Source organism: Streptomyces sp. NPDC045431, assembly GCF_040646655.1.
Taxonomy (GTDB): domain Bacteria; phylum Actinomycetota; class Actinomycetes; order Streptomycetales; family Streptomycetaceae; genus Streptomyces.
This window is the reverse complement of the sequence record NZ_JBEZAQ010000021.1, coordinates 22,604-48,742: the sequence shown is the minus strand read 5'-3', so window position 1 is coordinate 48,742 and position 26,139 is coordinate 22,604. Positions and strand designations below refer to the sequence as shown.

Genomic DNA, 26,139 nt, shown 5'->3' with positions numbered 1-26,139 from the left:
ATACGGTTCCTACGGTCAGTCCATGACCACTTCATCGCAGAGCCCCGCCACCCCTCTCCCCGGCGAGCGCGGCGAGTTGCTGCGCGCCCTCGCCGAGCAGCGGGAGCTGCTGCTCATCACCGTCCGCGGCATCACCGACGCGCAGGCCGCGCAGCGCACGACCGTCAGCGAGCTCACGCTGGGCGGGATCGTCAAGCACATGGCCAGTGGCGAGCGGGTGTGGGCGCAGATCATGGCCAAGGGGGACGGGGAGATCCCGGACGGCATGCTCGACACCGGGCAGTACCGCATGAGCGAGGAGGACACCCTCCCCGCGCTGCTGGAGACCTACGAGACCGCGTCGCGCATGCTCGAAGAAGCTGTGATCGCCCTGCCGGACCTGGACCGGAGCGTCCCCCTTCCCAGGACTCCCTGGTCCCCGCCGGAGACCGTCTACTGGTCGGCGCGGCGGATCCTGCTCCACCTGATCCGGGAGACGGCCCATCACTCCGGCCACGCCGACATCATCCGGGAAGCGCTGGACGGGGCCAGCACCACCGCTCAGCGGTAAGCGTTGTCACCGCCCCGTGCGGCGGGGCCGGCCGCCGCCTCAGGGCCGCACCGGCCGCACGGGGTGCAGCGGCCGTACCTCGAAGCCGCCGTGGCCGTCGAACCGCACTTCCCGTACGTCGTCGAACCCGTCCGACCGCGACGGCCTGCGCAGCCGCTTGAGCGTGGCCAGGACGCCGACGTCCGGGACGCGGTCACCGGCCTCGCGGGCGGCGTTGCGGCGGAGCGAGCCCGCCACGTCCGGCGGGAACCAGTACGCCGTCACCGTCGCCCCCTCGGCGTGGGCCAGCTCCACCAGCGGCTCCCACTCCTGCGGCGACGGATTGGTGTTGTCCACCGCCACCGGCCGCCCGGCGGCCAGGTGCTCCCGCACCAGCCGCATCTGCCGCGCCTGCTTGTGGCGGGCCTTCCGCGGCATCAGGTCCTTGCTCACGAGCGCGTACCGGTCCGACAGGCAGCGTGCGTAGAAGGTGGACTTCCCGGACGCCTGCAACCCGACCAGTACGGCGACGTCCTTGCCCGTCGGCGATCCCATACGACCACGATGGCACGTCCGACGACCACGATGGCACGCCCGGGCCCGCCGTGAACATGACGCCCGCGCACTGCGTACTACCGGCTACCTGCGCCCTGCCAGGTGCGGCGACACGTCTCTGCCTCGACGACAGGCTCGACGACAGGAGCGATATGACCGATCGCAGTGAACCGATGATGCAAGGGCTCCCGGGCGGCGGCGCCGAGCTCTCCGTGGTGCTCAGCCTCGGCTGGGACGACGTGGCGGCCCTCGGCCGCGAGGCCAGCCGGCTGGCCGAGCAGCGCGGCGGGCCCGTCACCCTCGACGAGGCCGCCAGCCACCGCCTGCGCACCTGGTCCTCGGTGGCGAACGGACCCGACGAGCGGCACAGGGCCGCACCGCCCCCGCCCCTCCCCGACACCGCGGCAGCCGACCGGGCCCGGCCGCAGGTGACGCGGCTGAGCGAGACGGCGCAGGTCGCCACGCTCCCGCCGCACACCCCCGCCCCCCAGCACGCCCAGGTCCGCCGCACCGGCTGACGGACGACACCCGAAAGGTAACGAACGCATCGTGATAGCCCAGCGCACCGGCCGTCGTACGACCCGCCGTACCGCACGTCTCACCACGCTCATCGCCCTGCCCGCCGCCCTCGCGTTCGCGGCGGCCGCCTCGCCCTCCGCCACGGCCGACGACCACGGCGGCGGACGGACCGGCGGTCAGGCCGGCGGTCAGGCCGCCGAAGGGTCGGCGTTCCAGATCGACCTGGACCCGCTGAACGACTCCGGCGCGAACGGCACGGTGATGCTCAGCCTCGACGGCACCCGGCTGACCGTGAAGATCGAGTCCGAGGGGCTCACACCGGGACAGCCCCACGCGCAGCACATCCACGGCTCCACCGACGGCCACGACTTCCGCTGCCCGGACGCGAGCGCCGACAAGGACGGCGACGGGATCGTCACCACCAGCGAGGGCGTGCCCATCTACGGCGACATCAACATCTCGCTCACCACGGAGGGCGACACCACACCCGACAGCGGGCTCGCCGTGGACCGCATGCCGGTCGCCGACAAGGACGGCAAGCTGTCCTACGAGCGGACCATCGACGTCTCCCAGGACGTCGCCGACCACATCAAGGACCTGCACGTCGTCCAGCACGGCATCGACCCGAACGGCAACGAGGAGTACGACTTCGGCGTCGGCAAGAGCGACCTCGACCCCAAGCTCCCGCAGGAGGCCACCGCTCCCGCCACCTGCGGCCTGGTGGAAGGCGCGGCCGTCGGCTCCATCCCGGTCGGCGGCGTCGAGACCGGCGGAGGCACCGCCGCGACTGCACAGACCAGCGCCGCACTGCTCGGCGCCGGAGCCGCGGGCGTGGCGGCGGTGGCCGGCGCGTTCGTACGGGTCCGGGGGCGCGCACGCGCCGGGTACGGCAGGAGCGCCGCGTGAGGGGCCGCGCCGCGGCGGCGGGCGTCATGGCGGCGGGCCTCCTGCTCGCCGGGTGCGCGGGCGGGGAGCAGCCACCGCAGTCGGCCTCCGTACAGCAGCCCCCGCAGCAGCAGCCGGGACAGCAACCGCCCAGCCAGCAACCGCCGGGACAGCAGGCACAACAGCAGCCCGCGGCGAACGGGAAGCCCGCCCCCCGGAGCCTGTCCATCCCCTCCATCGGCGTCACCTCCACCCTGGAGCGGCTCGGGCAGAACAAGGACGGGGCCATGGAGACCCCCAAGGACCCCGCCAAGGCGGGGTGGTACGTCCCCGGCCCCACCCCCGGTGACAAGGGCCCGGCCGTGATCGCGGGCCATGTCACCTGGAACGGCGCGCCCTCCGTCTTCCACCGGCTCACCTCGCTCAAGGCCGGCGACCCCATCGAGGTCGAGCGCGAGGACGGCAAGAAGGCCACGTTCGAGGTCGAGCGCGTCGCGCAGTACCCGAAGAACCGCTTCCCCACGGTCGAGGTCTACAAGAACATCGACCACGCGGGCCTGCGCCTGATCACCTGCGGCGGCCAGTACGACGAGTCGCAGCGCTACTACTCCGACAACGTGGTGGTCTTCGCCCGGCTCAGCGGAACCGGCTGACCCGCACCGCGTACGCGAAGAGGCCGGCGTCCGGGAGCGGACGCCGGCCTCTTCGCCGTACCCTCGCCGCCTACTGGATCGTGGTCGTGTACGACGACCACATCTCCAGGGGCAGTTCCTCACCACCCGTCAGCGGCAGCAGACCGTCCTTGCCGGGCTCCGCGCGGAAGACGGTCACGGCGGTCGACATCTCCTCCGTCGCGCCCACGAACCAGGCGGCGGGCAGCCGGTCCCCGGGGTCGGTGCGGCCCGCGGCGACCGGGCCGACCGTGCGCAGGGTGCCGGGGTCCAGCGCGTTCACGGCCACGTCCCGCATCTCCTCCACGACCTCCTCCGCCACGCCCCCGTCCAGCACCTGCCGCCCGTCCGGCCGCCCCAGGCCGTCCAGGGGCTCGCCCTGGTAGGTGATCGCGGTGACGGCGTACAGGTCGGCGTGCCGGCCGCCGTTGGCGAAGGTGGCGTACGCGTCCGCCATCCGCACGGCACTGGGGGTCGATGTACCGGAGGTGAAGGACCGGTCCAAGGGGGCCATGCTCTGCGGCAGCAGCCCCGCGCCGACCGCCACGTCCCGCGCGGTACTCGGTTCCACGTCCTGCGGGTCCACCTCCTCCACGCCGTCCGGGCCGCCGCCGTCGCGCACCGCGGCCGCCAGGACGAACGGCCGGAACGCGGACCCCACCGGCACGCCCGAGGTGTCGGCGTTGTTGGCGAAGTGCTCGGTCGCGTCGGGCCCGCCGTACACGGCCAGTACGGCCCCGTCGTCCGGGCGTACGGACGCGGCGCCGACCTGCAGGCCCCGGACGCCCTCGCCGGCTCCGGCCGACCGGGCGGTGACGTCCTCCACGGTCCGTTCGAGCTGCTCCACCAGGGCCCGGTCGAAGGTCGTACGGATGCGGTAGCCGCCGCGGCCCAGGTCTTCGGCGGTCAGCCCGGTCCGCCGCTCGATGTACTTGTTCGCCACGTCCACCAGGTAACCGGTCTGGCCGGACAGGCTGGTGGGCAGGGACGCCGACCGCGGGCGCGGCTCGGGGAAGACGGTGTACCTCGCCCGCTCCTCCTTCGACATGAACCCCAGCTCCACCTGCCGGTCCAGCACGTACCGCCAGCGTGCCTCCGCACGCCGGTGGTGAGCCTCGCTCAGGGAGGGGTCGTACAGGTCCCCTCCCTTGAGCAGCGCGGCCAGCAGGGCGCCGCGGGCCGGGTCGAGCTCCTTGGCGTCGACGCCGTAGTACGCCACCGACGCCGCCTGCACCCCGTAGGCGTTGCGCCCGAACCAGCTGGTGTTGAAGTAGCCCTGGAGGATGTCCTGCTTCGACAGGTTCCTGGACAGCTTCACCGCCAGACACAGCTCCCGCAGCTTGCGGTCCAGCGTCTGCTCCTGCGTCAGGTACGTGTTCTTCACGTACTGCTGCGTGATGGTGGAGCCGCCCTGGATCTCCTCCCCCTGCGCCATGTTGGACACCGCCCGGGCGAGGCCGCGGACCGAGAAGCCGGGGTCGGTGTAGAAGCCGGCGTTCTCGGTCGCGATCACGGCGTTCTGGAGGGAGACCGGGATGTCGGACAGGGGCACGTTCTGCCGGTTGACCGCCCCGACGCTGACCATCTGGGTGCCGTCCGCCCAGTAGTAGACGGTGGCCTCCGTGCGGGCCGAGGCGTTCACGTCCACGATCCGCACCGTGGAGTAGACGTAACCGACCAGCGCGGCCAGCGCGCCGCAGCAGAGCAGCGCCAGGCCCAGCACCTGGCGCCAGGACGGCAGGAACCGCCGCAGCCCGCTGCGGCCCCGGCGCGGGTAGTCGACGCGGAGCCGCACCCTCGCCCTCACCCCCGCCCGATGGATGCGAGGAATCACGGATGATCGCCCCCTTTTCGTACGGTCGCTTCGTCCCGTACTACGCGGGGTGCCGGTGGGGCGTTCAGGCGGCGGCGTGCCGCGCGTGCACCACCTCCCCGCCGACCACGACCGTCTCCGCCACGGTCCCGGGGATGTCCGCGGGGGCGCAGCGCAGGATGTCACGCGAGAGCACGACGAAGTCGGCGAGTTTGCCCACGGTCAGTGAACCGAGGTCGTCCTCCAGGAAGTTGGCGTAGGCGGAGCCCATCGTGTAGCCGTGCACGGCGGTCTCGACGTCCACCGTCTCGTGCGGCATCCACGGATCGCCGCCACCGCCGAGGGGGCGGCGGGTGACCGCCGTGTACAGGCCCACCATGGGGTCCATCTCGGCGACGTTCCAGTCGCTGGAGAAGGCCAGGACCGCGCCGGCGTCCCGCAGGCTGCGCATCGGCCACGCCTTGTGCCAGCGGCCGGCCCCGACGTTCTCCGCCCAGTCCTGCCCCGGGCCGGCGATCTCCGGCGCGCAGTGGCGCGGCTGCATGCACGCCACCACGCCGAGCTCCGCGAAGCGCGGCACGTCCGCCGGGTCCAGGCACTCCACGTGCACCACCTGGTGGCGGGCGTCGCGCGGGCCGTTGACGGCGCGGGCGTGCGCGACCGCGTCGAGGACCGTGCGGATGCCCCGGTCGCCGGTGGCGTGCACGAAGCACTGGAAGCCGCGCGCGTCGAGCCGGGCCAGCAGCTCCGCGAACTCCTCCGGCGGGTAGAACGTGTCGCCGCGGTGCTGCCCGCAGCCCGCGTACGGTTCCAGGAGGGCGGCGGTGCGCGGCTCGACGACGTCGTCGATGTACAGCTTCAGCGGCCCCACGCGCAGCCGGTCGTCGTCGTAGCGGCGGGCCGCCTCGGCGAACGCGTCCAGGTCGGCGTCGCCCGTGCCGCGCGGGTGGAACAGGGCGGCGACGAGACGGCTGCGCAGCCGCCCCTCGGCGCGGGCGCGCTCGAAGAGGGCGAGGTCGTCGAGGGAGTTCTGCGGCTCGACGACGGTGGTGATGCCGAACCGGACCGCGTCGTCGAGGCTCTTGGCGAGGCGCCCGTACTGCCGGTCGGGCGAGGCCCACGGCACGCCCAGCTCGCGCAGCGCCCGGTGGCCGTCCCGGGACAGGCCCTTGATGGCGAAGTTCCTGATGAAGCCGGTCGGTTCGCCGGTGAGGGGGTCGGTCTCGGCGTCGCCGAAGGGCAGGTCCGTACGCCGGCTGTCGATGCCCAGCCGGCGCAGGGCCGCCGTGTTGAGCCAGGCGGTGTGGACGTCGTAACTGAGGACGAAGGCGGGGCGGTCGCCGGTGACCGGATCGAGGTCGCGGGCGTGCGGCATGCGGCCGCCCGGGATGGCCGAGTAGTCGAACGCCTCCGCCTCGATCCACTCGGCGTCCGGGTGGGCCTCGGCCCAGGCGCGTATGCGCGCGTGGATCCCGTCGAGCGTGGAGACGCCCGCCAGCTGGACGCAGGCGTCGTCGGAGCCCAGGCGTACGTGGTTGTGCGCGTCGATGAAGCCGGGCAGGACCAGCCGTCCGGCGGCGTCGATCACGCGGGTGCCGGGGCCGGTCCACGCGTCGGCGTCCGCGTCGGCGCCGAGCCAGACGATCCGCCCGTCGCGTACGGCGAGGGCCTCGGCGTGCGGCAGGCGCGGGTCGACGGTGTGGACGCGGGCGCCGCGCAGGACCAGGTCGGCGGGGGTGGGTGACATGCGGTGGTGCTCCTGAAAGGTCTTAGGCGGCAGAGGTGGGGGTGTGGGTGGGAGTGGGGGTGCGGCGGCTCAGCGCCCAGTAGGTGAGGCCCGCGACGACCGAGCCCAGCAGGGTCAGGTCGGCGCCGCCGAGGGGCGCGACGAGCGGGCCGGTCCACAGCTCCGAGTCGCAGGTGAGCAGCGCGAAGACGAGCCCGGTGAGCAGCGCCGCCATGCCGGCCGGGCTGAAGCCCGCGCGGTACCAGTAGGCGCCGGCGCGGCCGGCGTGCAGGGCGTGGGCGTCGTACCGGCAGCGGCGCAGCAGCATGTCGGCGAGGAACACGCCGCTCCACGGCGCGAACACGATGATCAGCAGCGACAGGAAGGAGAGGAGGGAGGAGGTGAAGTCGGTGAGGAAGAGCGCGGCGAGCGAGCCGGTGGCCGTGACGGCCGCGCTGATGACGATGGTCCTGGCGCGGCTCCACGGGATGCCCAGGACCTGGAGGTTGAGGCTGGAGGAGTAGAGCGTGATGATCGAGTTGGTGACCGAGCCGCCGAGCACCAGGACGAGGAAGAGCGGCTGGAACCAGCCGGGCAACAGGGACTCCGCACCCGCCACCGCGTCCGTCATGTCCGTCTGCGTCGCGGCGGCCACCCCGCCGACGCCGAGCGCCACGGAGGACAGGAACCCGCCGAGCGCCCCGCTCCAGGTGATGGCGCGCAGCGAGGTCTCCTTGGGGAGGTAGCGCGTGTAGTCGGCGGGCATCGGAAGGTACGAGAACGGGCTGGAGAGCGCGACGACCAGCGCCCAGCTCCACGCGGACGCGGCGGCGACGCCCGCGGCGGCGGGTGCGCCGAAGTCGGCCTGCGGGACCGTGAAGACGAGGAACGCGCCGAAGCCCGCGGCGAGGACGTAGGCGAGCCACTGCTCGGCCACCTGCACCGTGGCGTGGCCCCACAGGGCCACCACGAAGGTGAGCGCGAGGGTGACCAGGAGCGCGAGGGCGCGTCCGCCGTCGCCGGGCGAGGCCCAGCCGAGGTCGGTGAAGAAGGCTTCGAGGGCGAGGGTGCCCACCACCGTGTTGACGACGGTGTAGCCGATGCCGACCACCCAGTTGAGGACTCCGGCGGGCAGGTTGCCGCGGTGGCCGAAGGCGGCGCGCGAGATGACGAGCGTCGCGGTGCCGGTGCGGATGCCGCTCAGGCCCGCGGCACTGACGACGAAGAAGGCGAGGCCGCCGATGACGACGACGGCCGTCGCCTGCCAGAAGGAGAGCCCGAACGCGACGGCGAGGGCGCCGTTGATGACGTACGTGAAGGTGAGGTTGGAGCCGAACCAGAGCCAGAAGAGGTCCTTGGGACTGCCGTGGCGGTCCTCGTCGGGGATGGTGTCGATGCCGTGGGTCTCGACCCGGAAGACCTCGTCGCTCTCCACACCGGTGCCGTGCACAACCATCCGGACCCCTCTCCTGTACTTTGAATGCCGTTCTATAAGTTAGAACGGCATTCAAGATGTGGCACACGTCCGCGCCCGTCAAGACCCCGAACCGAATCCGCGGGATAAGGTCACGACGGACAGCACGACGAGGTCGGCCGACTGGAGGAATGGGCGCGTGGCGGCAACGGCGCGGCGGCGGGACGGGCGCATCGCGCAGGAGCGGATGCTCGAAGAGGCCATGACGGTCATCGCCGAGGACGGCCTGGCCTCGCTCACCATGGCGTCCCTCGCCGAACGCCTGGGCACCAGCGGCGGCCACATCCTGTACTACTTCGGCAGCAAGGACCGACTGCTGCTGGAGGCCCTGCGCTGGAGCGAGACCGCGCTCGGCGAGGAGCGGCGGGCCCTGCTCACGCGCCGCACCACGGCCGAGCGCAAACTGGACCTGTTCCTCGGGATGTACCTGCCCCGCGGACCCCGCGACCCGCGCTGGACGCTGTGGATCGAGCTCTGGGCCCGTACGACGGGGGAGGGCCCGCTGCGGGACGCGCAGGAGGAGATGGACCGCGGCTGGCAGACCGACCTGGAGGCGCTCCTCGCCAAGGGCGTCGCCCAGGGGCGTTTCGGGATCACGCGCGACGAGGTCGCCGAGCGGGCCGACCTGCTGCTCGCGCTCCTCGACGGGCTCAGCACCCGTGTCGTCCTCAGCCAGCGCGGCACCGACCGCGCGGCGGCCCTGACGGCGGCGCGGGCCGCCGCCGAGCGGCTGATCGTCAGGGGCGACGCCGCGTCGGCGACGAGTGTCTGATCGTGACGGAGGACCCGCGCCGTGCCGCCCGGCTCCGTACCGCAACCGCCGCCGTGAAGTCCTCGGGGACCACCACGTCGTGGACCCGCCAGTCCGGCGGGCCGTCCGCCGGGTCCGGGCCCGTGCCCACGTAGTCGAGCGACGGGGAGCGGGCCAGGCCCGTGCCGATTCCCTTCAGGTACGCCTCCTTGCGCACCCACGCCCGCGCGAACGCCGCCGGCCGCTCCCCTTCCGGCAGCGCGGCCAACTCCCGCACCTCCGCCGGGTGCAGAGCGGAACGGGCGTCGGCCACCGCCTCGTACCCCGGCCCCTTCTGCACGTCCACGCCCACCGGCACGGCGGCGAAGGCGAGCAGCACCAGGTCGTCGCTGTGCGAGAGGGAGAAGTGCACGCCCCTGTCGTCCTCCGCCGCCGGCCGCCCGTGCGGGCCGCCGCAGCGCGGGCAGGGGTCCCGCACCAGCCGTACCCGGTGCGGCGCCACCCCCAGACACGCCCCGAGGAGCAGCCGCAGCGCCACATGGGCCACGGCGTAGCTGCGGTGGTCCGCGCGCCGCCGGAAGGCGGCCGCCCGCCGCAGTTCCGCCGCGTCCAGGACCGCGGGGGCGAGCCGTACGCCCCGCTCGCCCTGCCGCCCCGCGTCCACCATCCACAGGACGGGTCCGTCGGCGGACGTGGGCCGGGCCACGCTCTGGGGGTGCTCGCCCAGCACGAACTCCGCCGGAACGTACCGCCTGCGCCGCCGGCCGCTCACGCCCGGTCGCTCAGGCCCGGGCGCGGTCGAGCAGACCGGACGTGACGTCACGGACCGACGCGCACCCGGTGAGGGCCAGCGCCAGGTCCAGCTCGGCGAGCAGGCACCGCAGGACGTGCGCGACACCCCGCCGGCCGTCCAGCGCCAGCCCGTACAGGTACGGCCTGCCGTACAGCACCGCGTCGGCGCCGAGCGCGAGCGCCTTGACGACGTCGGCGGCGGTACGCACCCCCGAGTCCAGCAGCACGGGGACCGACGGGCCGACGGCGGCACGCACCGCCGGGAGGGCGTCCAGGGACGCCACGGAGCCGTCGAGCTGGCGCCCGCCGTGGTTCGACACCACCAGCCCGTCCGCGCCGGACTCCAGCGCCCGGCGGGCGTCGTCCGGGTGCAGGACGCCCTTGAGCAGGACGGGCAGCCGGGTCTGCTCGCGCAGCCACGGCAGGTCGTCCCAGCACAGGGCGGGGTGGGCGAAGACCCGCGCCCAGTGCGCGGTGACCGCCTCGTCCTCCGGGTCCGGGCCGAGCCCCTCCCGGAACGCCGGGTCGCTGGTGAAGTTGGCGATGCCCACGCCGTGCAGGAACGGCAGGTACCCCCCGTCGAGGTCCGCCGGACGGTATCCGAACGAGGGCGCGTCGACCGTCACGACCAGCGCCGTGTACCCGCTCTCCTCGGCCCGCCGCACGAACGACCGCGCCACCGCCCGGTCCGACGGCCAGTACAGCTGGAACCAGCGCGGCAGGTCCCCGGCCGCCTCCGTCACCTCCTCCAGCGGGTGCGAGGAGAGCGTCGACAGCACGAACGGCACCCCGGCCTCGCGCGCGCCCCGCACAGCGGCCCGCTCGCCCTCCGGGTGCACCACGGTCTGCGCGGCCACGGGCGCGAGCAGCACCGGCGCCGGCAGCCGCCGCCCGAACAGCTCCACGCCCAGGTCGCGTGCGGCGGCGCAGCCGCGCAGCATCCGCGGCACCAGCCGCCACCGGTCGAACGCCTCACGGTTCGCCCGGGCGGTCGCGCCGACACCCGCGTTGCCCGCCACGTACCCGTACGCGGTCGGCGCCAGCACCTCGCGCGCCGCCGCCTCCAGGGCCGTCAGGTCCGTGGACAGCGCGGGCCGTTCGCCGTCGCGGCCCGCGAGGTAGATGTCGCGCACCAGATCGGCGGCGGCAACGGCGGTCTCCATAGCGGGTCCCCTCACGCCAGGTCGTCGCGGATGTAGCGGGTGAGCAGGGGAGCGGCGCCCGCGTGCCGGTCCGTCAGCCAGAAGTGGCCGCCGGGCAGCACGTCCAGCGTGAAGTCGCCGGTGGTGTGCCGCCGCCAGCCCCGCACCTGCTCGACGGTGTTCTTGGGGTCCGACACGCCGAGCAGCACGGTCGCGGACGCCGCGACGGCCGCGTCCGGCGGACAGCGGTAGCGGCGCAGCGGACGGTGGTCGGCGCGCAGCAGCCGCAGCGCCTCCCGTACGGACTCCTCGTCCTGCAGGAGCGCCTCGGGCACCCCGCCCAAGCGCCGCAGCTCCGCCACCAGCTCGTCGTCGCCGCACGCGTCCAGGTCGAGCTCCTCCCAGTCCTGCGACGGCGGCCGGGCGGCGGACGCGAACAGCCGGACCACGGTGCCCCGCTGTTCGAGCAGCCGGGCGGTCTCGAACGCCACCAGCGCGCCCATGCTGTGCCCGAGGAGGAACAGCGGCCGCTGCGCGTACGGCACCAGCGCCCGCGCCGACTCCTCGGCGAGGGCGCCGATCTCCTCGGCGTACGGCTCCGCGCGCCGCTCCTGGCGGCCGGGGTACTGGACCGCGAGGAGCTCGATGTCGTCCGGCAGCGCCGCCGACAGCGGGCGGAAGGCGCTCGCGCAACCGCCCGCGTGCGGGAAGCACACCAGCCGGGCGGCGCACGCTTCCTTCCCGTCGTACGTACGGATCATGACGTCTGCTCCCGCAGGTGGGCCACCAGGTCGGCGGGGGTCGGCCAGTCGTACAGGAACGTGGCGGGCAGGCGTACGCCGGTGGCCTTGGCGAGCCGGTTGCGCAGCTCGACGGCGGTCAGCGAGTCGAGGCCGATCCGGTCGAAGACGCTGTCCGGTTCGACGGCCGTGCCGGCGGCGTGACCGAGGACGGCGGCGGTCTCGCGGCAGACGGTGCCCAGCAGGTCGTCGGAGGCCGCGGTGGCTGCCGGGGCCGCCGGGGCCGGGGAGGCTTCCGTACCGGCGGCAGCCGGCCCGGACGCGGACACCAGGTCCCTCAGGGGCGGCGGTACGGCGCCCCCGGCGCCCAGTCCGTCGAGGTGCCACCGCGCCGCCACGGCGACCGGCTCGTCGCGGCGGACGGCCGCGTCGAGGAGCCGCAGGCCCTGCTCGACGCCGAGCGGCACGACGCCCGACCGCGCGATGCGGGCGGTGTCGGCGGCCGTCAGCCCGGCGCCCATGCCCGCGCCCTCCCACAGGCCCCACACCACCGAGACGCCCGGCCGCCCCACCGCGCGCCGGTGCTCCACCAGCCCGTCGAGGAAGGCGTTGCCCGCCGCGTACCCGGCCTGTCCGGCGGAGCCGAGCGTCCCGGCGACCGACGAGAAGGCCACGAAGGCGGACAGGTCCAGGTCGCCGGTGAGCTCGTGCAGGTGGAGGGCCGCGTCCACCTTGGGCCGCAGACTCCGGTCCAGCTGCTCGGGCGTGAGCGCGGTGAGCACGCCGTCGTCGAGGACACCCGCCGCGTGGACGACGCCGCCGACGTGTACGCCGTCGGCGGCGAGCCCGGCCAGGGCGGTGGCCAGCGCGTCCCGGTCCGCCGCGTCGCACGCCACCGCGCGGACGTCGGCGCCCAGACGGCTCAGCTCGGTGCCGGCGTCCTCCTGCACGCGGCGGCCCATCAGGACCAGCCGCCGCACGCCGTGTTCGGTGACCAGGTGCCGGGCCACGAGCCGGCCCAGCCAGCCGAAGCCGCCCGTGATCAGCACGGCGCGGTCCCGGTCCCACGGCTCCCCGTCGTCCGGCAGGTCGAGGACCACCTTCCCGACGTGCCGTGCCTCGGCCAGGTACCGGAAGGCGTCCGGGGCCCGGCCGACGGGCCACGACGACACCGGCGGCGGTTTCAGGGCGCCTCCGGCGAAGAGCTCCACGAGGGCGGTGAGCATCTCCCGGATGCGGTCCGGACCCGGTTCGCGCACGTCGTAGGCGCGGTACACCACGCCCGGGTGGCCTGCGGCCACCTCGGCGGCGTCGCGCCGGTCGGTCTTGCCCATCTCCAGGAACCGGCCGCCGTGCGTCAGCAGACGCAGCGACGCGTCCGTGTACTCCCCGGCCAGGCAGTTGAGCACCACGTCCACGCCCCGGCCCTCGGTGGCGTCGCGGAACCGCCGCTCGAAGTCGAGCGTGCGCGAGGACGCGATCCGCTCGTCCGGCAGGCCGGCCGCGCGCAGCGCGTCCCACTTCGCCGGGCTCGCCGTGGCGTACCTCTCGGCGCCGAGGTGACGGGCGAGTTGCAGCGCGGCGGTGCCGACGCCGCCGGTGCCCGCGTGGACCAGGACAGCCTCTCCCGGGCGCAGACCCGCCAGGTCCACCAGCCCGTAGTACGCCGTGAGGTAGGCCACCGGTACCGCCGCCGCCTGCCGGAACGACCAGCCGTCGGGGATCGGGCACACCAGCCGGTGGTCGGTCACCGTGACCGGGCCCACGCCCGAGAACAGGCCCATCACGCGGTCGCCGGGGCGCAGCCCCGTCACGCCCGGACCGACCTCGGTCACCACCCCCGCGCCCTCGCCGCCCTGGCCAGGACCGCCCGCGTCCGGGTCGACGGAGGGCGGGATCATGCCCAGGGCGAGCAGCACGTCACGGAAGTTGAGCCCGGCGGCCCGCAGCCGTACCCGGACCTGGCCCTCGGCGAGCGGGGCTCCCGCCTCCGGCCAGGGCACGAGGGCCAGGTCGTCGAAGGACTCCTTGGCGACGTAGTCCAGCCGCCAGTCCGGTGCGTCGGCGGGCGGACGCAGCCGGGCCGGCGTGCCGTCGGGGGAGAGGGCGGGGCGGTGGGCGGTGCCGCCGCGCAGGGCGAGCTGCGGCTCACCGCAGGCCACCGCCGCCGCGAGTGCCCGGCCGGACGCGGGCGTCCCGTCCGTGTCGATCAGCGTGAACCGGTCCGGGTGCTCGCTCTGCGCCGCGCGCACCAGGCCCCACACGGCCCGGTGCGCCACACCATCGGCCGGCCGGTCGCCGCCCGCGGCGCCCCCCGCGGCGAACGCGCCCCGCGTGAGCACCACGAGCCGCGCGCCCGCCAGCCGTTCGTCGCCCACGAACCGCTGGGTGACGCCGAGGACGCGGTGCAGCAGCTCCCGTACGGAGCCGGCGCCGGGAGCCGTACCGGCGCAGGGGAGCAGGATCACGTCCGGGACGGGCCCACCGGAGGCGAGCGCGCCGGTCAGGGAGTCCCAGTCGGGCTGGACGTACAGCGCCTCCGTACCGAACTCCTCCGTTCCGGACCCCTCGGGGCCGTCGCCCAGCAGGGCCCAGGTCTCCTCCCCCACGGCCGGTGCCTCCGGCAGCGCGGGAAGGGGGGTCCAGGACGGTACGAACAGCCCGTCCCGGACCTCCTCGGCCCGGCTGCCCGGAAGGGGCCGCAGCGCCAGCGAGACGACCGACACCACCGGACGCCCCTCGCCGTCGGACACGTCGACCGCCACCGCGCGCGTGCCCGCCGGGGCCAGCCGCACCCGCAGCCGGGCCTCGGCGCCGCCGTGGAACCGCGCCCCGGACCACACGTACGGGACGAGACCGTGGCCCGCGTCGTACGGGAGGGGGTGCAGGGCCGCGTCCAGCAGCGCCGGGTGCACCCCGTACGACTCCCAGCCGGACGGCCGCTCGTCCCCGAGCGCCACCTCGGCGAACAGCTCCTGGCCGCGCCGCCACAGTGCCCGTACGGAACGGAACTCGGGCCCGTACTCCAGGCCCCGGGCGGCGAGGTCCTCGTAGAACCGGTCGATCGGTACGGGCGCGGCGCCGGGCGGCGGCCACTCCGCCAGGGCGACCGGTGCCGGTGCGCCGGGGACCGAGCGGCCGACCGTACCGTGGGCGGTGCCCACCCACGCACCGGCCGCCCGGGAGTGGACGGTGACCGCGCGGCGGCCCGAGACGTCGGCCGCCGCCACGAACACCCGCAGCTCGGCCTCGCCCTCCTCCGGTACGAGCAGGGGTGCCTGGAGGACCAGCTCCTCCACCAGGTCGCAGCCCGCCTCGTGGCCCGCCCGCGCCACCAGGTCCAACAGCGCCGTACCGGGCAGCAGCACCTCGCCCGCCACCCGGTGGCCGGTCACCCACGGGTGCGTGCCGGCCGACAGCCGCCCGGTCAGCAGCAGCCCTTCCGGATCCGGGACTTCGGTGGCGTCCGTCAGCAGCGGATGGTCCAGCGCTCCGGGGTGCGCGGCGGAAGGACGCGGCGTGTCCGCCGGCCGGGGGCCGCCGCCGTCCAGCCAGTACGTCTCCCGCTGGAAGGGGTACGTCGGCAGCTCGACGCGCCGGGCCCCGCGCCCGGCGAACACCGCGGCCCAGTCGACCTCGGCGCCGCACGCGTACATCCGGGAGACGGCGGTCAGCACGGACACGGCTTCCGGCCCGCCGGGCGGCGCGGCGGCGACCAGCTCCCGCCGGGCCTCACCGGCATCGCCGAGGCAGTCCGCGGCCATCGCCGTCAGGACCGCCGCCGGACCGACCTCCAGGAACCGCGTGCAGCCGAGCTCCGCGAGGGCGTGCACCCCGTCCCGGAAGCGCACGGCGTGGCGGGCGTGGCGCACCCAGTACTCCGGGTCCGCGAGCTCGCCCTGCTCCACGGGCCGCCCGGTGTGGTCCGACACGACGGTGAAGCGCGGGGGCCGGCAGGTCACGCCCGAGGCGACCGTACGGAGCCGGTCCAGCGCCGGCTCCATGAGCGGCGAGTGGAACGCGTGGCTGACGCGCAGCCACACCGCCTTGCCCCCGCCCGCCTCGAAGCGTTCGACGACGGCGGCGAGCGCCTCCCGGTCGCCGGACAGGACGGTCGCGGTGGGACCGTTCACCGCCGCCAGCGACAGCCGGCCCGCGTACTCCCCGGCGCCGGCCAGCAGCCCGGCGGCCTCCTCCTCCGAGGCGCGCAGCGCCACCATGGCCCCGCCGGGCGGGAGCTCCTGCATGATCCGCCCCCGGGTCGCCACCAGCGCGGCGGCGTCCTCCAGGGACAGCACCCCGGCCACGTGAACGGCGGCCAGCGCGCCGACGGAGTGGCCCAGCACCGCGTCCGGCCGTACGCCCCAGGACTCCAGGAGGCGGAACAGCGCCACCTCGTACGCGAACAGCGCGGGCTGCGTGTACTCCGTACGGTCCAGCAGCCCCGCCTCGGCGGAACCCTCCGGAGCGAACACCACCTCCCGCAGCGGACGGTCCAGATGCCCGTCCAGCGCCCCACTGACGGCGTCGAAGGCGGCCGCGTACGCCGGGAACGCCGCGTACAGCTCCTGGCCCATCCGCGCGTGCTGAGCGCCCTGCCCGGTGAAGAGGAACGCGGTCCTGCCGTCACCCGCTCTGCCCCGGACCAGACCGGGCCGCTCGTCGGCACCGCCGGACAGGGCGTTGAGCCCGTCGAGGAGACCGTCCCGGCCCTCCGCCACCAGCACGGCGCGGTGCGGCAGACGGGCGCGGGTCGTGGCCAAGGAGAACCCGACGTCGGTGAGGTCCGCTCCCGGGGCGGCGGACAGGTGCCGGTAGAGGCGGGCCGCCTGTTCGCGCAGGGCGGGCTCGCCGCTCGCGGACAGCAGGCACGGCACGGCGGGCAGCGGCGCCCGCTCCCGCTGCACATCCGGTGCGGGCTCCGGGGCCTGCTCCAGAATGACGTGCGCGTTCGTACCGCTGATGCCGAACGACGACACCGCCGCCCGCCGCGGCCGCCCCCGCTCCGGCCAGGGGGCCGCCTCGCTCAGCAGCGCCACCGCGCCGCTCGACCAGTCCACGTGCGGGGACGGCTCCTCGGCGTGCAGGGTCCGGGGCAGGACACCGTGGCGCATCGCCATCACCGTCTTGATGATGCCGCCGACCCCGGCCGCCGCCTGCGCGTGGCCGATGTTCGACTTCAACGAGCCCAGCAGCAGCGGCCGGTCGGCCGGACGGGCGCTGCCGTACGTCGCCAGGAGCGCCTGCGCCTCGATCGGGTCGCCCAGCGGCGTGCCGGTGCCGTGCGCCTCGACGGCGTCGACCTCGTCCGGCGCGACGCCCGCCGCGGCGAGCGCCTCCCGGATCAGCTCCTCCTGGGCGGGACCGCTGGGCGAGGTCAGGCCGTTGCTCGCGCCGTCCTGGTTGACCGCCGAGCCCCGCACCACGGCGAGGACGGGATGGCCCAGGCGGCGGGCGTCCGACAGCCGCTCCACCACCAGCAGGCCGGCGCCCTCGGACCAGCCGGTGCCGTCCGCCTCCGCCGAGAAGGACTTGCACCGGCCGTCGGGCGCCAGCCCGCGCTGCCTGCTGAACTCCACGAACGGCATCGGCGTCGCCATCACCGTCGCCCCGCCCGCGAGCGCCAGCGCGCACTCCCGCCGCCGCAGCGACGCGCACGCCAGGTGCAGCGCCACCAGCGACGACGAACACGCCGTGTTGACGGTGACGGCCGGACCCTGGAGGCCCAGGGTGTACGCGATCCGGCCGGACGCCACACTGCCGGTGCTGCCCGTCAGCAGGTACCCCTCGAACTCCTCCGGCGCGGGGGACAGGCGCGCGCCGTAGTCGTCGTACATGGTGCCCACGAACACGCCGGTACGGCTGCCGCGCAGCGACGCCGGGTCCACGCCCGCGTGCTCGAACGCCTCCCACGCCGTCTCCAGCAGCAGCCGCTGCTGCGGGTCGACCGCCTGCGCCTCGCGCGGCGAGATGCCGAAGAAGCCCGCGTCGAACAGGGCGGCGTCGTACAGGAACCCGCCCTCCTTGGCGTACGACGTACCCGGCTTGTCGGGGTCCGGGTCGTACAGGGCGGCCAGGTCCCAGCCCCGGTCCGTGGGGAACGGGCCGACGGCGTCCACCTCGTCGAGGACGAGCTGCCACAGGTCCTGCGGGGACCGCACCCCGCCCGGGAAGCGGCAGGCCATCCCGACGATCGCGACGGGCTCGTCGCCGCCTCCCGCGAGGCGCGCGTTCTCGCCCCGGAGCCGCTCGTTCTCCTTCAGGGCGGCCCGCAGGGCCTCGACGATCTGTTCGGGGGATGTGGGTGCCATCGCTTCTCTCCGTAGCTCCGGGGCTCCGTGGGCCGGGCTCCGTGGGTCAGTTCTCGCCGTCGCTGCCGTCGCTGCCGTCGCCGCCGTCGCCGCCGTCGTCGCCCAGTGCCGCGCGCACCAGATGGTCGACGTCCATCGAGTCGAAGTCGGCCGGGTCGGAGCCGGGGTCGGGACCCGAGTCGGAACCCGTGTCGGAACCCGTGTCGGAACCCGGATCGGAAACCGACCCGGCGGAAGGGGCGAGTGCGGTACGCAGCCGGTCCGCCAGCGCGCCCGGGGTGGGGTGGTCGAAGACCAGCGTGGGCGGCAGCTTCACGCCGGTCGCCGCCGTCAGCCGGTTGCGCAGCTCCACCGCGGTGAGCGAGTCGAACCCGAGGTCCTGGAACCGGCGGTCCGCCGTCACCCTGTCCGGCGTGCCGTGCCCCAGCGCGGCCGCGGCCTCCGCCCGGACGGCCTCCAGCAGGATGTGGCGGTGCTCCCCTTCCGGAGCCTGCGCCAGCCGCTGCCGCAGCGCCGCCGACCGCTCCTCGGCGGCTCCCGGCGCCGCCGCCGGGGCGCCCGCCGCACCACCTGGCGCCGGGACGAGCCCGCGCAGCAGGGGCGGCGCCGTGGCGGCGTCGAGGGAGCGCGCGTCCAGGCGGGCGGCCGCCAGTACGGGTACGCCGGCGGCGCAGCCCGCGTCGAAGAGGGCCAGGGCCTCCACGTCGGACAGGGGCGCGAGGCCCGCGCGCGCCAGGCGGTTGAGGTTGGTCTCGCCCGCCTGCCCGGCCATGCCGCCCTCGGCGGCCCAGGGCCCCCACGCGAGTGACACGGCGGGCAGCCCCTCGGCGTGGCGCAGGCGCGCCAGGCCGTCCAGGAAGGCGTTGGCGGCCGCGTAGTTGCCCTGGCCGCCGTTGCCCAGCAGTCCGATGACGGACGAGAAGAGCACGAACGCCGACAGACCGAGCCCGCGGGTCAGCTCGTGGAGGTGGACGGCCGCGTCCGCCTTGGGCCGCAGCACCCGGTCCACGCGCTCGGGGGTGAGCGCGTCCACGAGGGCGTCGTCCAGCACGCCCGCCGCGTGCACCACGCCCGTCAGCGGGTGTCCGGGGTCCACGGCGGCGAGCAGGGCGGCCAGGGCCTCGCGGTCGGCCACGTCGCAGGCCGCGACGGTCACCTGGGCGCCCGCCGCGCGCAGCTCGGCGGTGAACTCGGCGACGCCGGGGGTGCGCTCGCCGCGCCGCCCCGTCAACAGCAGCCGTCGTACACCGTGCCGGTCCACCAGGTGCCGGGCGACCAGACGGCCCAGCGCGCCCAGACCGCCGGTGATCAGCACGTGGCCGTCCTCGCCGAACGGCGGCGGCGCCGACGGCCCCTGGGGCTGAGGCCTGCACCGGCGCAACGCCGGCACCGACACCCTGCCCGCGCGGACCGCGAGCTGCGGTTCGTCCGACGCCGCCGCGCGGACCACCGCGCGGGCGGAGTCCGGGTGCCCGTCGGTGTCCAGCAGGGCGAAACGGCCCGGGTGTTCGAACTGGGCGGCCCGGACGAGCCCCCACACCGGCGCCTGGGCCGGGTCGGGCGCCTCGTCGTCGACCACCGCGACGGCGCCGGTGGTGGCGAGGACCAGCCGGGAGTCGGCGAAGCGCGGCTCCGCCAGCCAGTGCTGGACGAGCGCCAGGGCCGCGTGGCTCACCTGGGCTGCGGCCGCGGCCGGAGAGGCCGACCCGCGGGTGTCCGGCGCCGTGGCGATGACGACTGAGGGCACCCCGGCACCCGGCGCGGAGGTGTCCAGGGCACGTCCCAGGGCCTCCAGGTCCTCGTACGCGTGCACCGTCGCACCCGATGCCCGTACGGCGTCCGCCAGGCCCGTACGGTCACCGACGACCGCCCACACGCCGGACGGATCGGTTTCCGGCGGGGTGTCCGGCCCGGTCCACTCCACGGTGAACAGTCCGTCGGGAGCGGTCGCGGCCCTCTCCCGCAGCACCAGTCCTTCGGCGCTGAGCAGGGGCGTCCCGTCCCCGTCCGCGATCAGGAGTGCGTAGGTGCCCGGTCCGGCCGTGCCCGCTTCCGCCCCGCGCGGGACGAACCGTACGCGCAGGGGACCGGTCGTCCGGACCGGAACCGTGTGCGCGGTCAGGCCCGTCCACGCGAACGGCACCAGGAAGCGTTCCTGCTCGCCCAGCAGCGCGTGCAACGCGGCGTCCAGGGCGGCGGGATGCAGCAGGAAACCGTCTCCCTCGGCGTCCGCCCCGGCCACCTCCGCGTACAGGGCGGTCCCCTGGCGCCATACCGCGCGCAGGTTGCGGAAGGCGGGCCCGTACGCGTAACCCCGCTCCGCCAGGCGCGGGTAGAGGCCGTCGAGGGAGACGGGCGACGAGCCCTGCGGAGGCCACTCGGCGAGTCCCGTGGCGTCGGCCGTCCCCGTACCCAGCGTGCCCGTGGCGTGCCGGGTCCACCCGGCGCCCGGTACGCCCGCGGGCCGGGCGTACAGCGCCACGGTACGGGCCCGGTCCCGGGCCGCGGGGCCCACCAGGAGCTGGATCTCCACCGGCTCCGCCGCGCAGAGCGCCAACGGCGCCTCCAGCGTCAGGTCGGACACCAGGTCCCCGCCCGTCCGGCGTGCCGCGTACAGCGCCAGCTCGGCGACGGCCACGCCGGGCAGCAGCGGCTCGTCCCCGATCGTGTGGTCCAGGAGCCAGGGGGCGGCCGCCGGGTCCAGTCGTCCGGTGAACACCCACCCGCCGCCTTCGGCCAGTTCCGCGCCGCCGTCCAGGAGCGGGTGACCCGCCGCGCCGGAGCCCGGTGCGGGGCGCGCGGACGGTACCGGCAGCCAGAAGCGCTCCCGCTGGTACGGATACGTGGGCAGCGGAACGCTCCGCCCGCCCGGGAAGAACCCGCTCCAGTCGACGTCCACGCCGTTGACGTACGCCCGCGCCAGCCCCTCCACGAACGTCCGTGCCTCGGACCGCCCGTGACGCAGCAGCGGCACGGCGACCACGTCCGCGTCGTGCTCCCTGGTCAGGTTCGTACCGACGAGGGCGGAGAGGACCCCGTCCGGGCCGAGTTCGAGGAACGTGGTGACCCCGTCGTCCTCCAGGGACCGCACCCCGTCGGCGAAGCGGACGGTCTCCCGCAGCTGCCGCACCCAGTAGTCGGGGTCCGTCAGCTGTTCGGCGGTGGCGGGCCGTCCGGTGACGTTGGAGACGACGGGAAGGGAGGGCGGCGCGAAGGACACGCTCGCGGCCACCTCGCGGAACGCGTCGAGGACCTCGTCCATGTGCGGCGAGTGGAAGGCGTGGCTGACGCGGAGGCGCGTGGTGTGCCGCCCGGCGTCCCGCCAGTGGGACGCGACCTCCGCCACGGCCCGTTCGGAACCGGAGACCACCACCGAACGGGGCCCGTTGACGGCGGCGACGACCACCTGCCCGCCGTGTGCCGCGAGCGTCGGACGGACCTCGTCCTCGGTGGCCTGAAGGGCCGCCATGGCGCCGCCCGCCCGCGCGGACTGCATCAGCCGTCCGCGCGCGGCGACGAGCGCACAGGCGTCGTCCAGGGGCAGGACGCCCGCGACGTGCGCCGCAGCGAGCTCGCCGACCGAGTGCCCCAGCAGGTGGTCCGGCACCACCCCGAACCCCTCCACCAGCCGGTACAGCGCCACTTCCAGGGCGAACAGCGCGGGCTGGGTGTAGCGGGTCTCGTCCAGCAGGTGCCCGAGATGGCCCTCGTCGTCCAGGACCAGGTCCTTGAGCGGGACGTCCAGGTGCGGGTCCATCGTGGCGCAGAGCTCGTCGAAGGCCTCGGCGAACGCCGGGTACGTGTCGTACAGCTCCCGGCCCATGCCGGGCCGCTGGCTGCCCTGCCCGGTGAAGAGGAAGGCGGCCTTGCCGCCCGCGCCCGCCCGGCCCGTCACGACGTTCCCCGCGATGCCCGCGGTCCCCGCGTTCGCCGCCGAGGAGGCCTCACCGCGCGCGAGCGCGTCCAGCCCGGCGAGCAGCCCGTCGTACGCCTCGGCACCGGTCACGCCCTCGCCGAGGACGACGGCGCGATCGGTGAGCGCCGGGCGGGTGGTCGCCAGCGAGAAGCCGACGTCCGCCACGGACCACGGCTCCGGGGCCTCCGCCACCGGCCGCCGCAGCTGCCCGGCCCGCGCGCGCAGCGCCTCCTCGCCCCGCGCCGAGAGCACCCACGGGACCGGCCCCGCCAGGGTCTCGGGGACGCGCGGGGGTTCGGCGCGGTCGTCGGCGGGCGCCTGCTCCAGGACGACATGGGCGTTGGTCCCGCTGATGCCGAACGACGAGACGCCCGCCCGGCGCGGACGGTCGCGCTCCGGCCACGGACGCGCCTCCGTCAGGAGCGCCACCGCCCCCGCGCTCCAGTCGATACGCGTGGACGGCCGGTCGACGTGCAGGGTGCGCGGCAGCAGCCCGTGCCGCATGGCCAGCACCATCTTGATCACGCCGCCGACCCCGGCGGCCGCCTGCGCGTGCCCGATGTTGGACTTCAGCGACCCCAGGTGCAGCGGCTGGTCGGCGGGGCGGTCGTGCCCGTACGTCGCCAGCAGCGCCTGCGCCTCGACCGGGTCGCCCAGACGCGTGCCGGTGCCGTGCGCCTCGACGGCGTCGACGTCCGCGCCGGACAGGCCCGCCACGGCGAGGGCCCGCCGGATCACCCGCTCCTGAGAGGGGCCGTTGGGGGCGGTCAGGCCGTTGCTGGCGCCGTCCTGGTTGACCGCCGAACCCCGGACCAGGGCCAGGACCTCATGGCCGTTGCGGCGGGCGTCGGAGAGCCGCTCCAGGAGCAGCACGCCCACGCCCTCGCCCCACCCCGTACCGTCGGCCGCGTCCGCGAACGCCCTGCAGCGGCCGCTCGGCGACAGCCCGCCCTGCCGGCCGAACTCGACGAACATGCCGGGGCTCGCCATCACCGTCACCCCGCCCGCCAGCGCGAGGTCGCACTCGCCCGCGCGCAGCGCCTGCGCGGCCAGGTGCACGGCGACGAGAGACGAGGAGCACGCGGTGTCGACGGTGACGGCCGGGCCCTGGAGGCCGAAGGTGTAGGCGACGCGGCCCGAGATCACGCTGGTGGAGCTGCCGGTGAGCAGATGGCCGCCGCTGTGGTCGTCCGCCTCGTGCAGCCGGGGACCGTAATCCTGCGCCATGGCGCCCATGTAGACGCCGGTGCCACTGTCGCGCAGCGCCTCCGGGTCGATGCCGGCCCGCTCGACGGCCTCCCACACGGTCTCCAGCAGCAGCCGCTGCTGCGGGTCCATGCCGGTGGCCTCGCGGGGGCTGATGCCGAAGAACTCCGCGTCGAACAGGTCGGCGTCGTGGAGGAACCCGCCCTCCCACGGGGAGTGGCCGGCCCAGCCGCGGTTGGCGGGGAAGGGGGAGACGGCGTCCCGCTCGTCCAGCAGCAGCCGCCACAGCTCCTCTGGGGACGACACACCGCCGGGGAAGCGGCAGGCCATCGACACGATCGCCACCGGGTCGTCGGCCGAGGGGGCGGGGGTCGCCGCCGACCGCGCCGGTACGGGCTCGGTTGTGACGCCGACGGCGCCCTCGCCGCCGGAGAATCCGGAGACTGCAGGGGATCCGGTGGCTTCGGCCGCCTCGGAGCCTTCGGCCGCCCCGGCGGTTCCGGTGGCTCCGGCGGCTTCGGCGGCTTCGGAGACGAGGTGGGCGGCGAGCCGCTGCGGCGACGGATGGTCGTAGATCAGCGTCTCGGGCAGGGCCAGCCCGGTGGCGGCCGCGAGCCTCTTCGAGAGCTCCACCCCCGTCACGGAGTCGAAGCCCAGCTCCTGGAAAGGCGCGGCCGGATCGACGGTGTCGGCCGGGTCGAGGCCCAGGACCGCGGCCACCTCGGAGGCCACCAGCCGGAGGGCGAGGCGCGACGCCTCCTCGGGGGAGTGACCACGCAGGCCCGGGAACGCCGGCTGCGGCCCGGCGGCCGATGCGGGACCGGCTTCCTCCGCGGCCGCCTCACCGATCCAGCAGCGGCGGCGCTGGAAGGCGTACGTCGGCAGGCCGACCATCGCGGCGTCGCGCGGGAACACCGGCCCCCAGTCCACCGCCGCGCCGCCCGCGTACAGCCCGGCCAGGGACCTCAGGAAGCTTTGAGGGCCGTCCTCCTCGCCACGGCGCAGCGACTCCACCGCGACGGCGGCCGAGTCCGTGCCCTCCAGCGCCTCCCGTACGGCCGCGAGCAGCACCGGCTCCGGGCCGACGTCGATGAACACGTCGTGGTCCGCGAGCGCACGCACGGCACGGCGGAACTCCGCCGTCCCCCGGTCCCCGCCCGGGCCCGCGTGCCGGTCTGCGGCGACCGCGCGGACGGCGTCCTCCAGGGACAGCGCGCCGGTGACGTACCGGGCGGCGAGCTCTCCTTCGCCGTGGCCCACGGCGGCCGCCGGCCGCACCCCGAAGGACCGCCACAGATCGGCGAGACCCACCATGACGGCGAACAGCGCAGGCGCGCCGGGTACCCCGGCCGTGCCGCGCAGCACCTCCTCAAGCGGCCGGTCCAGATACGGCGCGCACGCGCGGGCGCACGCGCCGACGCTCTCGCGGAAGACGTCCGAGGCGTCGAGGAGTCCGGCGACCGGGCCGGGGTCCCACCCTCCGGCGACGTCCAGCCCGGGGAAGGCGAACACGACCCGCTCCAGCGGCCGGGCCACCCCCGCGAGGTACGACGACGGCGCGCCCTCCGCCAGCGCGGCGAGCTCGGCGGCGAACGCCTCCTGCGTGCCGGCCAGGACGACGGCCCGGTGCCGGAACGCGGTCCGCGACACCGCGAGGGAGTGCCCGATGTCGGTGAGGGCGTCCTCGGTACGGGACGCGTACGCGCGCAGCCGGTCCGCCTGCGCGCGCAGGGCCGCCTCGCTCTGCCCGGACACCACCCACGGCAGCACGGCGCTCCGGAAGGCGGCCGGTCCCGGCTCCCGCACGCCTCGCGCACCGGGCGGCGGCGCGGACACGACGATGTGGCAGTTCGTGCCGCCGATGCCGAACGCCGAGACGCCCGCGACCGGTTCCTCCGGGCGCGGCCAGGGGCTCAGCGTGTCGTTCACCCGCAGCCGGAGGCCGGAGAGCGGGATGCGCGGGTTCGGCGTGGCGTAGTTGAGGCTCGGCGGCAGCCGGCCGTGGTCGATGGAGAGCACCACCTTGAGGAGCCCGGCCACACCCGCCGCCGCCCCCAGGTGCCCCAGGTTCGTCTTGGCCGAGCCGACCAGCAGGCTTCCGCCGTCCGCCGCCCCCGCGCGCGCGGCGCCGAACACCGCCCCCAGGGCGGCCGCCTCGACCGGATCGCCGACCGCCGTGCCCGTACCGTGCAACTCGACGTACTGCACGTCCGCCGGATCCGTCCCGGCCCGCTCGCACGCGCGCCGCAACAGGTCGCGCTGCGCCTCCTCCCGGGGGACGGTCAGCCCGTCACCACCCCCGTCGTTGTTGACGGCGCTGCCGCGCAGGACGGCGAGCACCCGGTCGCCGTCGGCCAGCGCGCGGGAGAGCCGCTTGAGGACGACGACGGCGCCGCCCTCGCCCCGTACGAAACCGTTGGCACGCGCGTCGAACGTGAAGCACCGTCCGTCCGGCGACAGCCCGCCGAACCCCTCGACCAGGGCGGCGCTCTCGGACGCGAGAGCGAGCTCCACACCACCCGCCAGCGCGACCTCGCACTCCCCGGCCCGCAGGCTCTGGCACGCTGTGTGCACCGCGACCAGCGAGGACGCCTGCGCGGCGTCCACCGTCAGGCTCGGGCCGCGCAGGCCGAGGACGTACGAGAGGCGGTTGGCGATCAGGCCGCGGCTCAGCCCCGTGAAGGAGTGGTGCGTGACGGCGGAGGGGCCCTCGTCGCCCGGCCGGTGCACCAGGTGGGCGTAGTCGCCCGTCATCGCGCCGATGAAGACACCCGTGTCCCCGTCCCGCAGCGCGGCGGGGACGATGCCCGCGTGCTCCAGCGCCTCCCAGCCCAGCTCCAGCACCAACCGCTGCTGCGGGTCCGTCATCGCGGCCTCCCGCGGGCCGATGCCGAAGAAGGCCGGGTCGAAGCGGTCGACGGCGTCGAGGAACCCGCCCCTGTCGCCGCACACGACCCCGTCCGGCCGGTCGGCGGGGGGTCCGTCGGTTACGGCGCTGCGCCCCTCCGAGAGCAACCGCCAGTAGGCGTCGGGGTCCTCGGCACCGGGGAAGCGGCAGGACAGGCCGACGACGGCTATGGGTTCGCCTACGGGTTCGCCACGCATGCGT

At 75.4% G+C, this 26,139-nt stretch carries 14 protein-coding genes; 5 read left to right on the top strand and 9 right to left on the bottom strand.

Features of this window, described 5'->3' with window-relative positions:
- The first annotated feature begins 22 nt into the window (after window positions 1-22).
- Entirely contained in the window at window positions 23-550 is a 528-nt protein-coding gene (locus AB0A69_RS29625) for a DinB family protein (protein ID WP_361428407.1), read from the top strand.
- Window positions 551-589: 39 nt separating this feature from the next.
- Here AB0A69_RS29625 and AB0A69_RS29620 read toward each other — a convergent pair whose 3' ends face one another.
- Window positions 590-1,084 carry an ATP-binding protein gene (locus AB0A69_RS29620; protein ID WP_361428405.1) on the bottom strand — a complete coding sequence of 165 codons (495 nt, stop codon included), beginning with the start codon at window positions 1,082-1,084 and terminating at the stop codon, window positions 590-592.
- Window positions 1,085-1,236: 152 nt separating this feature from the next.
- Between AB0A69_RS29620 and AB0A69_RS29615 the strand changes: the two genes are divergently transcribed.
- The 3 genes from AB0A69_RS29615 to AB0A69_RS29605 are packed head-to-tail and all read left to right on the top strand — an operon-like array spanning window position 1,237 to window position 3,141.
- Entirely contained in the window at window positions 1,237-1,602 is a 366-nt protein-coding gene (locus tag AB0A69_RS29615; RefSeq protein ID WP_361428403.1) for a hypothetical protein, read from the top strand.
- Between the two features lie 31 nt (window positions 1,603-1,633).
- The gene (locus AB0A69_RS29610) at window positions 1,634-2,509 is read left to right on the top strand and encodes a hypothetical protein (RefSeq protein ID WP_361428401.1); all 876 of its coding nucleotides are present in this window, start codon (window positions 1,634-1,636) and stop codon (window positions 2,507-2,509) included.
- Complete coding sequence (locus tag AB0A69_RS29605) at window positions 2,506-3,141, top strand: class F sortase (RefSeq protein ID WP_361428399.1); 636 nt, start codon at window positions 2,506-2,508, stop codon at window positions 3,139-3,141. Before AB0A69_RS29610 ends, AB0A69_RS29605 begins: the two co-directional genes overlap by 4 nt.
- Window positions 3,142-3,211: 70 nt before the next feature.
- On the opposite strand, the gene AB0A69_RS29600 is transcribed toward AB0A69_RS29605, so the two are convergent.
- From AB0A69_RS29600 to AB0A69_RS29590, 3 genes are all read right to left on the bottom strand, one after another.
- Window positions 3,212-4,954 (bottom strand): transglycosylase domain-containing protein, encoded by a 1,743-nt coding sequence (locus AB0A69_RS29600; protein ID WP_361428397.1) that lies wholly within the window; start codon window positions 4,952-4,954, stop codon window positions 3,212-3,214.
- Between the two features lie 103 nt (window positions 4,955-5,057).
- Window positions 5,058-6,719, bottom strand: a complete 1,662-nt coding sequence (locus AB0A69_RS29595) for an amidohydrolase (RefSeq protein ID WP_361428396.1) — start codon at window positions 6,717-6,719, stop codon at window positions 5,058-5,060.
- Window positions 6,720-6,741: 22 nt separating this feature from the next.
- On the bottom strand, window positions 6,742-8,154 hold the full coding sequence (locus AB0A69_RS29590) for a cytosine permease (protein ID WP_361428394.1): 1,413 nt from the start codon (window positions 8,152-8,154) through the stop codon (window positions 6,742-6,744).
- A gap of 157 nt (window positions 8,155-8,311) precedes the next feature.
- On the opposite strand from AB0A69_RS29590, the gene AB0A69_RS29585 reads away from it, so the two are divergent.
- Window positions 8,312-8,944, top strand: coding sequence for a helix-turn-helix domain-containing protein (locus AB0A69_RS29585; protein WP_361428392.1), 633 nt, complete (start codon window positions 8,312-8,314; stop codon window positions 8,942-8,944).
- On the opposite strand, the gene AB0A69_RS29580 is transcribed toward AB0A69_RS29585, so the two are convergent.
- The 5 genes from AB0A69_RS29580 to AB0A69_RS29560 are packed head-to-tail and all read right to left on the bottom strand — an operon-like array spanning window position 8,910 to window position 26,135.
- Window positions 8,910-9,695 (bottom strand): 4'-phosphopantetheinyl transferase superfamily protein, encoded by a 786-nt coding sequence (locus tag AB0A69_RS29580; protein ID WP_361428390.1) that lies wholly within the window; start codon window positions 9,693-9,695, stop codon window positions 8,910-8,912. The genes AB0A69_RS29585 and AB0A69_RS29580 overlap by 35 nt on opposite strands.
- Window positions 9,696-9,705: 10 nt before the next feature.
- Entirely contained in the window at window positions 9,706-10,878 is a 1,173-nt protein-coding gene (locus AB0A69_RS29575; RefSeq protein ID WP_361428388.1) for an alpha-hydroxy-acid oxidizing protein, read from the bottom strand.
- Between the two features lie 11 nt (window positions 10,879-10,889).
- Window positions 10,890-11,618, bottom strand: coding sequence for an alpha/beta fold hydrolase (locus AB0A69_RS29570; protein WP_361428386.1), 729 nt, complete (start codon window positions 11,616-11,618; stop codon window positions 10,890-10,892).
- Window positions 11,615-17,908, bottom strand: coding sequence for a type I polyketide synthase (locus AB0A69_RS29565; RefSeq protein ID WP_361428384.1), 6,294 nt, complete (start codon window positions 17,906-17,908; stop codon window positions 11,615-11,617). Before AB0A69_RS29565 ends, AB0A69_RS29570 begins: the two co-directional genes overlap by 4 nt.
- A gap of 46 nt (window positions 17,909-17,954) precedes the next feature.
- The gene (locus AB0A69_RS29560) at window positions 17,955-26,135 is read right to left on the bottom strand and encodes a type I polyketide synthase (protein ID WP_361428382.1); all 8,181 of its coding nucleotides are present in this window, start codon (window positions 26,133-26,135) and stop codon (window positions 17,955-17,957) included.
- Window positions 26,136-26,139: the final 4 nt, after the last annotated feature.